The 11,988-nt window shown below is 59.3% G+C and carries 13 protein-coding genes; 10 read left to right on the forward strand and 3 right to left on the reverse strand.

What is annotated here, in order from left to right; genetic code table 11:
• Nucleotides 1–26: 26 nt before the first annotated feature.
• The gene (arcA, locus tag AB5Y73_RS05390; RefSeq protein WP_005338193.1) at nt 27–746 is read right to left on the reverse strand and encodes a two-component system response regulator ArcA; all 720 of its coding nucleotides are present in this window, start codon (nt 744–746) and stop codon (nt 27–29) included.
• A gap of 396 nt (nt 747–1,142) precedes the next feature.
• Here arcA and AB5Y73_RS05395 point away from each other — a divergent pair, with 396 nt between their 5' ends.
• The gene (locus AB5Y73_RS05395) at nt 1,143–1,550 is read left to right on the forward strand and encodes a DUF3293 domain-containing protein (RefSeq protein WP_118854787.1); all 408 of its coding nucleotides are present in this window, start codon (nt 1,143–1,145) and stop codon (nt 1,548–1,550) included.
• Between the two features lie 42 nt (nt 1,551–1,592).
• Nucleotides 1,593–2,072, forward strand: coding sequence for a putative 4-hydroxy-4-methyl-2-oxoglutarate aldolase (locus AB5Y73_RS05400; protein ID WP_118854119.1), 480 nt, complete (start codon nt 1,593–1,595; stop codon nt 2,070–2,072).
• Nucleotides 2,073–2,075: 3 nt separating this feature from the next.
• Here AB5Y73_RS05400 and AB5Y73_RS05405 read toward each other — a convergent pair whose 3' ends face one another.
• Nucleotides 2,076–2,555: a hypothetical protein gene (locus AB5Y73_RS05405; protein WP_118854118.1), complete on the reverse strand. Its 480-nt coding sequence runs from the start codon at nt 2,553–2,555 to the stop codon at nt 2,076–2,078.
• 157 nt (nt 2,556–2,712) lie between these two features.
• On the opposite strand from AB5Y73_RS05405, the gene AB5Y73_RS05410 reads away from it, so the two are divergent.
• From AB5Y73_RS05410 to AB5Y73_RS05440, 7 genes are all read left to right on the forward strand, one after another.
• Nucleotides 2,713–3,111 (forward strand): META domain-containing protein, encoded by a 399-nt coding sequence (locus tag AB5Y73_RS05410; RefSeq protein ID WP_005359119.1) that lies wholly within the window; start codon nt 2,713–2,715, stop codon nt 3,109–3,111.
• A 256-nt stretch (nt 3,112–3,367) separates the two neighbouring features.
• Nucleotides 3,368–3,736 carry a helix-turn-helix transcriptional regulator gene (locus AB5Y73_RS05415; protein WP_021230487.1) on the forward strand — a complete coding sequence of 123 codons (369 nt, stop codon included), beginning with the start codon at nt 3,368–3,370 and terminating at the stop codon, nt 3,734–3,736.
• 4 nt (nt 3,737–3,740) lie between these two features.
• Nucleotides 3,741–4,109 carry an arsenite efflux transporter metallochaperone ArsD gene (gene arsD, locus AB5Y73_RS05420; protein ID WP_005347398.1) on the forward strand — a complete coding sequence of 123 codons (369 nt, stop codon included), beginning with the start codon at nt 3,741–3,743 and terminating at the stop codon, nt 4,107–4,109.
• Nucleotides 4,110–4,136: 27 nt separating this feature from the next.
• Entirely contained in the window at nt 4,137–5,900 is a 1,764-nt protein-coding gene (arsA, locus tag AB5Y73_RS05425) for an arsenical pump-driving ATPase (protein ID WP_118854117.1), read from the forward strand.
• A 109-nt stretch (nt 5,901–6,009) separates the two neighbouring features.
• Entirely contained in the window at nt 6,010–7,074 is a 1,065-nt protein-coding gene (gene arsB / locus AB5Y73_RS05430; RefSeq protein WP_005338173.1) for an ACR3 family arsenite efflux transporter, read from the forward strand.
• A gap of 75 nt (nt 7,075–7,149) precedes the next feature.
• Nucleotides 7,150–7,575, forward strand: coding sequence for a glutaredoxin-dependent arsenate reductase (arsC, locus tag AB5Y73_RS05435; protein WP_005338171.1), 426 nt, complete (start codon nt 7,150–7,152; stop codon nt 7,573–7,575).
• 358 nt (nt 7,576–7,933) lie between these two features.
• On the forward strand, nt 7,934–9,142 hold the full coding sequence (locus AB5Y73_RS05440) for a NupC/NupG family nucleoside CNT transporter (protein WP_021230483.1): 1,209 nt from the start codon (nt 7,934–7,936) through the stop codon (nt 9,140–9,142).
• A gap of 77 nt (nt 9,143–9,219) precedes the next feature.
• Here the strand turns inward: AB5Y73_RS05440 and AB5Y73_RS05445 are convergent, their stop codons facing one another.
• Nucleotides 9,220–11,319, reverse strand: coding sequence for a hypothetical protein (locus tag AB5Y73_RS05445; protein WP_118854116.1), 2,100 nt, complete (start codon nt 11,317–11,319; stop codon nt 9,220–9,222).
• 444 nt (nt 11,320–11,763) lie between these two features.
• On the opposite strand from AB5Y73_RS05445, the gene AB5Y73_RS05450 reads away from it, so the two are divergent.
• The gene (locus tag AB5Y73_RS05450; RefSeq protein WP_005338159.1) at nt 11,764–11,913 is read left to right on the forward strand and encodes a hypothetical protein; all 150 of its coding nucleotides are present in this window, start codon (nt 11,764–11,766) and stop codon (nt 11,911–11,913) included.
• The last annotated feature ends 75 nt before the right edge of the window (nt 11,914–11,988 follow it).

Raw genomic sequence — 11,988 nt, forward strand, 5'->3', positions numbered from 1 at the left:
TTTCAGATCAACAGCGTCGCGGGAGCTTATTCCTGCTCCAGCTCACCACAGAAACGGTAGCCTTCACCGTGGATGGTGGCGATGATCTCCGGAGTATCGTTGACGCTTTCGAAGTGCTTGCGAATGCGACGGATGGTCACATCGACGGTACGGTCGTGGGGTTTGAGCTCACGGCCGGTCATCTTCTTCAGCAGCTCGGCACGGGTCTGGATCTGGCCCGGGTTTTCGCAGAAGTGCAGCATGGCGCGGAACTCGGAGCGCGGCAGCTTGAACATGTCGCCAGTGGGGCTGACCAGGGCGCGGCTGTTGATATCCAGCGCCCAGCCGTTGAACAGGTAGCGCTCAACCAGCTTCTTCTCTTCGCCACCGGCAGCCACGTTCATGGTGCGGCTCAGCAGGTTGCGGGCACGGATGGTCAGCTCGCGCGGGTTGAACGGCTTGGTGATGTAATCATCGGCGCCGATCTCCAGACCCAGGATCTTGTCCACTTCGTTGTCACGACCGGTCAGGAACATCAGGGCGATGTTGTCGTTCTCACGCAGCTCACGGGCCAGCAGCAGGCCGTTCTTGCCTGGCAGGTTGATGTCCATGATCACCAGATTGATGGTGTGGGAAGTGAGGGCCTGGTGCATTTCGTCGCCGTTGTTGGCTTCGAGCACGATGTAGCCTTCGGCTTCAAAAATGCTTTTCAGGGTATTGCGTGTGACCAGCTCGTCTTCGACGATCAGAATGTGTGGTGTTTGCATGAGTATTCCCAGATTCTTATCAGTTAATTATCTTAAATTTAACACTCTTTGGCGTTTCAAACCGATTTCCTGACTGATCCTGAAAATTTATTACGTCATCCTGGGTATGAGAGTCAGGTCGGAATATCGCGAATTAGGCATCAGTACCGGCAAGTATCCCTGTGCCACTTATAGGTTCCCGACAAGTCTGGTCGAGCAGAGCCTGGAAAGGTCGTCCATTACGAAAGTGGCCGCATTTTATCAGTTAACAGGAGCATAACAACACTCTTTGCCGTCAGATAGCAACTTTTTAACTCTGATTTGATATAGGTCAAACCCTGGTACAGCTGCATCATACTTGGCCTGAACCGGGTTTTCGCCCCTACAAAATGTAATGGAATGTAACATGTGATTGACATGAATTTGTGGGAAAACTACAAGAAAATCTGCTTTATCGCGCCATTTGAGCCACTAGACTGGTCTGCTTTTGCCATCATCACAGCCTGGAATCCGGCCAGCCAGTGGGTCACACAACGACGCAATATACGGCGGGAACGGGCACTGTGGCGCCATCTGACCGTGGATTTGCAGGTACCCGTGGTGGGGCCGTTTTGGGGATCTGACCCGGACGAACGCTGGCAGGAGTCATCGCTGGCGGTGGCGCTATCCCTGCCACAAGCTCGTCAGCTGGCAGCGAGTTTTGGCCAGAACGCCATCTACTGGGTGGAGGATGGCCAGCTCTGGCTGACACCAGTATTGATGGATAAATCAGCAGTTTGTCTGGGCAATATTGAATCCTTCTGGATTGCCAGAAACCTTGCCTGATGAAAGAATGAACACCTTCATGTATCTGAAAGGAATCAAATCATGCTGGATCTCCTGCCCGACCTCTGCGATCAACATGGCGACTTGCTGCAAGTGGCCGACCCGGTGTTTCAGGATTTTGGCGGCAAGGCCCTCTTTTATGGTCGCGCCGTAACGCTCTCCTGTTATGAAGACAACAGTCTGGTGCGGGATCTGGTGACCCGCCCCGGTCACGGCAAGGTGATGGTGATCGACGGCGGCGGCTCGCTGCGCCGTGCGCTGCTTGGCGATCAACTGGCGGTCAAGGCGGTGGAGCAGGGGTGGGAGGGGATCCTGATCCACGGCGCGGCGCGGGATGTGGGCACCCTGGCGACATTGGCGCTCGGGGTCAAGGCGCTGGCGGCCTGTCCGGTCAAGACCGAGAAGCGGGGATTGGGAGAGCTGGGGGCTGTGGTCAGCTTTGCCGGGGTGACCATCCACGAAGGGGATTATGTCTATGCGGATCGCAACGGCGTGGTGGTGAGCGCCACGCCGCTGTTGTGATCATCAGAAATTGAAGCCGACGCCCAGGCTCAGCGCCTGATCGGCAGTGATGGCGCTGACGCCGTAGTTGGCGGTGAGGGAGAGTCTGGGGGTCAGCAGCAGGCTGGAGTTGAGCTCCAGCAGGGTGCTGGCCTTGTCGAGATCGAGATGCTTGATCTGGCTGCCGATATTGAATGCCGGAGAGAGCTGGTAGCGTACCCCCGAACTCATATTGAAACCGGATGTGCGATTCTGATCCGCCACCGCCGGGCCCGCTTCCATAAAGAGGGTCACATCATCCACCACCGGATATTGATAGCCGCTATTGACCAGCCAGAGATCAAAACTGTCGCTGTGATGGCTATGGCCATTGAGCAGCACACCCGAGTAACTTTTGACATAGAGAGACGGGTTGGATTGCGGCTGAACCACTGCCCAGTCGGCGGCCTGTGCGGCCATGCTGGCGCAGGTTGCAAGCAGTGTGATGATGAGCGATTTGACCATTCGTTTCCCCTCCCTGGGTCCGGAACTGAGCCTAAGCATGGCACATGCCAGCTGGTAGTAAAGTGAAGGGAGATCACAATAAAATCCTTTGGCATGGGCGTCAGCCATGTTAAACAGGCTGCCGTATTGATGGCTCTAATCATTAAGAGGTGAATCCATGAACAAGAAACTGACTCTGCTGGCCGCGCTGGCACTGGGAGGCTGCGCAATGGCAACAGGTTCCAGCATGGCTCAACTGCAAGCATCCAGCTGGCAGCTGCAAGGCGCCACCGGCGATACCTTCACCCTGCAAGTGGTCGACGGCAAGGTGGCGGGCAAGGGCGGCTGCAACCGCTATTTTGGCGGTATTACCAAGCAGGGTGACGGTGTCTTGACGCTGGGCGCCATGGGCTCCACTCGCATGATGTGCATCGGCGACGCCATGAACAAAGAGACCGAGTTCCTGCAAAAGCTGGAGAAGGTGGCAACCTACTCCATCAACGGCAACCAGCTGACTCTGAGCGATGCCAACAAGGCGGCCCTGCTCACCTTCAACGCTGTGCCAGCTGCCAAATAAGGCACGCGTTCGTCTGATTGCCCCGGCAGCGCTGACTGTGCTGCCGGTCAAATACTCTGATACGCCCTCCCTCTGGAGGGCGTCTGTTTATCTGCGATGACCCCTGTGTGGTCGTCCTCAACGGTTGTTCACTCGTCGATTCTCCAGTCAGCCTGGTTTGATACCAGCACCTCGTATCTTCGCTTCGGTACGTATCTTGATCATTTCAATAATTCTTGTATAGTTGAAATAAAAGGTCACACCAAGGGGAGTGAAGATGAACAAAGAGATGGCCACCAAGGTCTTTGAATCGCTGGCATCCGGCATCCGGCTCGATGTATGGCGGCTGCTGGTGAAGGCCGGGCTGGAGGGGCGGGTCGCCGGTGAACTGGCCAGCGAGCTCGATATTGCCCCCAATACCCTCTCGTTTCACCTCAAGGCGATGCTCAACACCGGTCTGCTGTCGGTGGAGCAGGAGGGGCGCTTTCTGCGCTACCGCGCCAATATTCCCCTGATGCTGAATGTGATCGCCTACCTCACCGAGGAGTGCTGCGCCGGTCATCCCGAGGCGTGCGGCGTGATGCGTGCCGAGTCAGCCTGCTCCCCTCATGTTCTGCCTGCGCAGCCCTGCTGCAACAAGGAGTAATGCCATGTCCTCCATTCAGATTTTTGATCCCGCCCTCTGCTGCTCCAGCGGTGTCTGCGGTACCGAGGTTGATCAGGCACTGGTCACCTTCGCAGCCGACCTTGCCTGGGCCAAAGAGCAGGGAGTGGCCATCGAGCGTTTCAATCTGGCCCAGCAGCCGATGCAATTTGCCGAGACACCTGCCGTCAGCGCTTTTCTGACCCACGCCGGGGAGGAGGGGTTGCCGCTGGTGCTGGTGGAAGGGCAGGTGGTGTTGACCGGCCGTTACCCGAGCCGCAGCGAGTTGGCTCGTTATGCCGGGCTGCCAGCGCCGCAAGCGGCCATCAAGGGGATCGTCAAGGGCGGCTGCTGCTCTGGCAGCGGTTGCTGCTGAGTCGTGATGCACCATTCGGGAGAGGCTATGTACTATTTTCTGACCAATCCACCGCCGTTTCTCTTTTTCACCGGCAAGGGCGGGGTGGGCAAGACCTCGCTGGCCTGCGCCAGTGCGGTGGCGCTGTGTGATATTGGCAAGCGGGTGCTGCTGGTGAGCACAGACCCTGCCTCCAACGTGGGGCAGGTGTTTGCCACCGAGATCGGCAATCGCGTCACCGTCATCGCCGCTGTGCCCGGTTTGTCGGCGCTGGAGATAGATCCCCCCGCGGCGGCCAAAGCCTATCGGGAGCGGATTGTCGGGCCGGTGCGCGGCAAGTTGCCCGAGAGCGTGGTGCGCAGCATCGAGGAGCAGCTCTCCGGCGCCTGCACCACCGAGATCGCCGCCTTTGACGAGTTCACCGCGCTGCTGACCGACCCGGCGCTGCTGGCCGAGTATGACCATATCGTCTTTGATACGGCCCCAACCGGCCACACCATCCGGCTGCTGCAACTGCCGGGAGCCTGGAGCGAATTTCTGGAGCAGGGCAAGGGGGATGCCTCCTGCCTTGGCCCGCTGGCGGGGCTGGAGAAGCAGCGCAGCCAGTATGGCGAGGCGGTCGCCGCCCTGGCAGATGCTGCCCGCACCCGTCTGGTGCTGGTGGCGCGCGCCCAGCAATCCACTCTGCGGGAAGTGGCCCGCACCCATGAGGAGCTGGCCGCCATCGGCTTGTTGAATCAGCAACTGGTGATCAATGGCCTCTTCCCCGAAGGCGCCATTGCCGGAGATCCGCTGGCAATGGCGCTCTGGCAGCGTGAGCAACAGGCTCTTGTACAGATGCCGCAGGGGATAAAGGGGCTGGCGCAGGATCATATCCCGCTGCTGGCCACCAATCTGGTGGGGGTCGACAGTTTGCGCCAGCTGCTGCAATCAGAGGGAACCGCCGCTCAATCTCCGGCAGTAGAGTCCACTGTCAAGCAAGCCCAGCCCGAGTTGAGTTCGCTGGTAGACGAGCTGGCCGCCGACGGTCACGGCCTCATCATGCTGATGGGCAAGGGCGGGGTAGGCAAAACCACGCTGGCGGCCGCCGTGGCGGTGGAGCTGGCCAGCCGCGGTTTGCCGGTGCACCTCACCACCTCGGATCCCGCCGCGCACCTGAGCGAGACGCTGGCAGGTAGCCTGCATCATCTGGAGGTGAGCCGCATCGACCCCCACGCCGAGACCGAGCGTTACCGCGCCCAGGTGCTGGCCACCAAGGGAGCAGCCCTGGATGAGCAGGGGCGGGCACTGCTGGAGGAGGACTTGCGCTCCCCCTGTACCGAGGAGATCGCCGTGTTTCAGGCCTTCTCGCGCATTATTCGCGAGGCGGGCAAGCGCTTCGTGGTAATGGATACTGCCCCCACCGGCCACACCCTGCTGCTGCTCGACGCCACCGGCGCCTACCACAGGGAGATCGCTCGCCAGATGGGAAGCAAGGGGCTGCACTTCACCACCCCCATGATGCAGTTGCAGGATCCCAAGCAGACCAAGGTGTTGATTGTGACGCTGCCCGAGCCGACCCCGGTGCAGGAGGCGGCCAATCTGCAAGCCGACCTGCGCCGGGCCGGTATCGAGCCCTGGGGCTGGCTTATCAACCACAGCTTGCAGCAAGCCGCGGTCAGCTCACCGCTGCTGCAACTGCGGGCCGAGCGCCAGTTGCCCCATATCGAGGCGGTCGAGCAGCAACACGCCAGCCGCTACGCCGTGGTGCCGCTGCTCGCCGAGGAGCCGGTGGGGCCCGATGCCCTGCGCCGCCTCTGCCAGCATCATTGAGTCGTCGCCCCGGCCTGCTGCCGGGGCGGCTTGAATATGCCGTTACTTGTTATAAACCCGTGTTTTGAACCAATAGAAGATGCGAAATTGCGCCGCATCGGGAGCTGTGATGTCTGCAACATGTGATGCCAAGGCCGTGCCTGCCATCGGCTTTTTTGAACGTTATCTGACCGCCTGGGTCGCCCTCTGCATTCTGGTGGGGATTGGTCTGGGGCAGGGTTTGCCGGATCTTTTCAAGGCGATCGGCGCCATGGAGGTGGCCAAGGTCAACCTGCCGGTGGGGCTGCTGATCTGGGTGATGATCATCCCCATGCTGCTCAAGATCGACTTTGGCGCCTTGCATCAGGTGAAGGGCCACATGAAGGGCATTGGGGTCACCCTCTTTATCAACTGGCTGGTCAAGCCCTTCTCCATGGCCTTCCTCGGCTGGCTCTTTATTCGCGTGCTGTTTGCCGACTGGCTGCCGGCGGATCAACTCGACAGTTACGTAGCGGGCCTGATCCTGCTGGCGGCGGCCCCCTGCACCGCCATGGTGTTTGTCTGGAGTCGCCTCACCAACGGCGATCCCTACTTCACCCTGTCGCAGGTGGCGGTGAATGACCTCATCATGGTCTTTGCCTTCGCGCCGCTGGTGGCGCTGCTGCTCGGGGTCTCCAGCATCATAGTGCCGTGGGATACCCTGCTCACCTCTGTGGTGCTCTATATCGTCATCCCGGTCATCATTGCCCAGCTGCTGCGCAAGGCTTTGCTGAAAAAGGGAGAGGCCCATTTTGACGGCGTCATGACCCGCATCCAGCCCTGGTCGGTGGCGGCCCTGCTGCTCACTCTGGTACTGCTGTTCGCCTTTCAGGGCAACGCCATCATTGAGCAGCCGCTGGTTATCGCCCTCTTGGCGGTGCCGATCCTGATCCAGGTGCTGTTCAACTCTGGCTTGGCTTACTGGCTTAATCGCAAGGTGGGGGAGAAGCACTCGGTTGCCTGCCCTTCCGCCCTGATCGGCGCCTCCAACTTCTTCGAGTTGGCGGTGGCCGCCGCCATCAGCCTGTTCGGCTTTCACTCCGGCGCGGCGCTCGCCACCGTGGTCGGGGTGCTGATCGAGGTGCCGGTCATGCTGCTGGTGGTGCGGGTGGTTAACGCCAGCAAACCCTGGTACGAAGCTGGGCTAAGCCGCTAACTGATGACCGCTAACAGCTGGCCGCGAACTGATGCTATCGATTTTCTATTCACTTGATTAATGAGAGACACGCAAATGAGTGCAATCACCATCTATCACAATCCGGAATGTGGTACCTCCCGCAACACCCTGGAGCTGATCCGCAACAGTGGCGTGGAACCCACTGTCATCCACTATCTGGAGACGCCACCCTCCCGTGACCAGCTGGTGGCGCTGATCGCCGCCATGGCCATGCCGGTGCGCGACCTGCTGCGCAAGAACGTGCCCCCCTACGAGGCGCTCGGGCTGGCGGAAGATCGTTTCAGCGATGATGAACTGATCGATGCCATGCTGGCCCACCCCATCCTCATCAACCGGCCTATCGTGGTCACGCCTCTTGGCACCAAGCTGTGCCGTCCGTCGGAAGTGGTGCTCGATATTCTGCCCGATCAGCAAAAAGGGGCCTTCGCCAAGGAGGATGGCGAGCAGGTGGTGGATGCGAGCGGCAAGCGCCTCAAGTAATCATCTGAACGCTCAAGTACGGATTGAAACAGGGCCAGCGTCACGCTGGCCCTGTTTCGTTGTGTGAACAAGTTGAAAAAGTTACTCCGGCCAATCGTTTTACCGCTTTTTCTGTGACGATGATCACTGTACCATCGCCGCCCGACCTGCCACCCGGCCGCATCTCCCCCTGCGACGGCGCTGGCGTCACCCGATACATGCTGTCACCCGGAACGTGAATGACCCCAGGATGGGACCCGCCACTAACCTGTAGGTTTGTGGTCTGCGTGTCGCGTGGGTCGGCACCTTTTCCGCCGGATCTCCCGCGACGCCTGTCTGCAGACTTGCCATATGAAACTCCTCTCTTCATAGGTGCAAGATGACACTGTTATTGAGTCTGGTCGGTATGCTGGCCCTGATGTTTATCGCCTGGCTGGCGAGTGAAAACCGCCGAGCCATCCGCTGGCGAACCGTGCTGGGTGCGCTCGCCCTGCAAACCGGTTTTGCTGCGCTGGTGCTCTATTTCCCCCCCGGACAAATCATGCTCGGTGCCATGAGCAATGGCGTCTCCGCCCTGCTCGGCTTTGCCGACAGCGGCATCCGTTTCGTGTTTGGCGATCTGGCCAGCAACGGCTTTATCTTCGCCGTGCGGGTGCTGCCGCTGGTGATCTTTATCAGCGCGTTGATCGCCGTGCTCTACCACTTCGGCATCATGCAGTGGGTGATCCGGGTGCTGGGCGGCGCCATTCACCGCCTGCTCGGCACCAGCCGCGCCGAATCCCTGGTGGCCACTGGCAATATCTTCCTGTCGCAAGGGGAGTCGCCGCTGCTTATTCGCCCCTTCCTCGCCGGTATGACCCGCTCCGAACTCTTTGCGGTGATGACCTGCGGCATGGCCTCGGTGGCGGGCTCGGTGCTGGGCGGTTACGCAGGTCTGGGTGTGGATCTGAAATACCTCATCGCCGCCTCCTTTATGGCGGCGCCGGGTGGCCTGCTGATGGCCAAACTGCTGGTGCCGGAGCAGCAGCAGGTGAGCGATCAGACCGAGATCACCCTCGACAAGAGTGACTACAGCAACGCCATCGACGCACTGGCGGGCGGCGCCATGGGCGGCATGAAGATCGCCGTGGCCATCGGTACTATCCTGCTGGCCTTTGTCAGCGTGATCACCATGATCAACGCCGGTCTCACCACCGTCGGCGAGTGGTTCGGCTGGGCAGACCTCTCCCTGCAGCAGCTGCTGGGTTATCTGTTTGCCCCGGTGGCCTGGCTGATTGGCGTGCCCGCCAGCGAGATGATGGCGGCAGGCTCCCTGATTGGTCAGAAGGTGATCATGAACGAATTCGTCGCATATCTGGATTTTGCCAATATCAAGGCAGACCTGAGTGCCCACACCCAGATCATCATCACTTTCGCGCTGTGCGGTTTTGCCAATCTGGGCTCCATTGCGGTGCAGCTCGGCTCCATCGGTACCATGGCACCGGAGCGTCGTCACGATGTGGCCAATATGGGCTTCAAGGCGGTGCTGGCGGCGACCCTGGCCAACCTGATGAGCGCCACCCTGGCCGGGATCTTTGTTTCCCTCTGATGAGATAAAACGAGGCTGCGCCAGTAAAAAAGCGCCCGCCCCATGTGGGGCGGGCGCTTTGTTTTATGGGCTGGGTGCTAGCGAGTGTTTGCTTCCCCCAGACGTGGGTTGAGGGAGAGAATGCGGGTCTTGCTGACCCGGTGGCGATAGATCTCCCGCAGATAGAGCAGCGCCTTTTTCACCGATTCGCGACTCAGGCGAATATCGTTGATGGAGACGAACTTCTCCTTCTCGCGGATAAGCTCCCGATATTTCTTCTCATACATGGGTTTGATGGCGTACCAGTTGGTATCGAGGATCTTGGCCGGGTTCTCGAACTCGTTGAGCATGCTGTCGAGCAGTGTGTCGTTCCACTCCTCATTGCTGATCATCTCGATCACCGCCTTGTCCAGATGCTCATCGAAGCGATAGTGATCCTTGGCAAAGCAGCGTTTGATAAAGGCCACAATCAGGGTCAGGAAGTCATCGCTCAGGCAGGGGCTCTTGACGATCAGGGTGGTGAGGGAGATGTTGGCCGACGCCCCGATGACCAGCGCATAGCGCTTTAGGGTGGTGTTGGGGAAGAGCCCGTTGAGGTGAGACTTGAGCCGGTTGAGATCCATATAGGAGAGCTTGTACTCCTTGGGCAGGGAGATGATCGACACCACGGAGGAGCAGTTCTTGAAGAAGTGCAGCTCGTTGAGGTGGGCCGGGTCATGGCCGCTTTTCACATAGTCGTCCAGATACTCCCGATAGTTGCCCGCCTCGATGGGCAGCAGACTGATCCCCTCGATGGCCTGGGTCATCTTGTTGAAGTGAGGCAGCTCGATGGAACGGGTGAAGAGATCGTCCACATTGAGCCCGCCCTCCTTGTCAAACAGGCCGCCGGGGGGCGAGATGGACTCGGCATATGCCACCGCCACCGGCCCCGCCAGACTCATAAAGAGGTCGTTGGCATCGAGCCGAATGGTCTCGCTGATATCGATGCCCGCCCGGCGAAAGTAGTTCTCGTCGTAGTCGGTGGTGACGGCCTGGGCGGTAAGAATGTTGAAGATCTGCTGGGAGATGTACTGGTTGGCGTACTTCTCCATGGTGTTGACATCAACGTGCTGGATCTCGCCATCGTCGCTCTCTTCGGCGTAGCGCATGATGTCGTTGGAGATCAGCATCATGGCATTCCAGGGCCTGATCCGCTTGAGCATGCTGGCATCGCACGCCTGCTCGTTGTCGAAGTGATAGGAGAAGTCCCATTCCTCGGCCAGATACTTGCACAGCAGGCGCCCCGCGTTGATGTGCAGCGCTTCCGAGATCTCGATACCCCGATCACAGATATTGGGCAGGATGCAGATGCCGCTGGTGAAGATGGGATCGAACATGAAGTGCTCCCCGAGGGAGAGGTGCTCCTCCTCTTCTGACGGGGGTGAAAAGGTCTTGCTCATGTAGGAGTACTGCTGGGCCAGCCCGAACTCGGAGGCCATGCCGGAGCCGGTGCCGCCCCCGGCACTGAAGATGTAGAAATAGAGGCGGGACTGGTTGGCCTTGATGCCGCAGGAGTCCACCAGATAGGTATGAATGGCCTGCCACTCGGAGTTGGCGAAGTAGTGGGGGCTCTTGTTGAGGATGATCTTGGCCAGATACTGGCCCAGGATGGGGGCGTTACCCGCGCCTCCCGCGTGGATCTCCGACAAGTCCATCACCCGCATCTTGGCGTAGTCACGCAAGGAGCCACCTTCGCCGCTGCGATTGGAGTGGCGGATGCGGCCATCGATGTCCTTGTCCAGATCCCCCAGCATCACCATGGGCTCGATCAGAAAGACCGGCCGGGCCCCGTTGTTTGGTAGCCGCAGATTGCGCCGGATCCAGCTTACCGGACCAAACTCCTTCTCCCGCTTGCGTTGCTCTTCACTGTTGAACTCATTGAGATAAAAGCTGCGGGCGTTGTAGACCAGCGAGGCCACATCCTGCGCGATGTTCGAGCCGCAGCGTCCCAGCCCCACCAGACAGACGGACGGAAAGTTGTGGGGCACGGTGGCGCCCGTTTCGCTCTCTCCGATGGCGGCCGGAAACACCGCGTGGCGCAGATGTTCCAGATTGGCAAGAATGCGGGCCAGATCCCCTTCGGTGTAGTAGAGGTAACGGTTGCCTGCGTCCTGCTCATCATCCGTGCTGATAGGTAGCAGATCGATATGCTCGGTCATGAAAAAAGATCCCTCTTGGCGGCGAATGTATATAAATCAGCAGCTTTTGGACTGCCCGCTAACTCTAGATGATAAAAAGCGGGGGCGCGGTGAGAGGAGGGCGAGAGTTGTGACTGTGTGATCATGGGCACAGCAACACCCCGGAAATCTGCCGGTACCCCGCCCTGGACGGATTGGGCAACGGTGCCCCATTCCCCTGAAAAGGGGGGCGACCACACTCAACAACGTGTTGACCCCGTGCCGGATCATCCCGCTCTGAGCGGTCTGTTTCCCTTGCACTGGCGTGGTGGCGCACACATGAAAAAGAATTTTTAGATTGGTTTTAGCACTTCCAATCGATTATTTGATTGGGCAGTAACGGCATTAGCGGTGTCAGATTAGGGGAGCAGGTTGGCCAACGCGCCGTCAGCCAGTCTTTACGCGGTCACACAAGGAGACACTCTGATGGAAACACTTGACCAGAAAATCGACACCATGCGAGAAGCATTTATGCAGCAGGAGCGCAAACAGGCCCACGACAAGTGGCAAGCCAGGGTCGAAGAGCTGCTACAGATACGGGGTGAGGAGAGACAACCGGAGGAGCAGGAAGAGTAGTGCTCGTTCCCGGGCGAAAGTTGAGGTAGCGAACCCTTCGTATCGGCTACCCGTTATCTACCACCGATAAAAAAC

The sequence above is a fragment of the Aeromonas sp. s7(2024) genome (genome assembly GCF_040907825.1).
Classification (GTDB): Bacteria; Pseudomonadota; Gammaproteobacteria; order Enterobacterales; family Aeromonadaceae; genus Aeromonas; species Aeromonas veronii.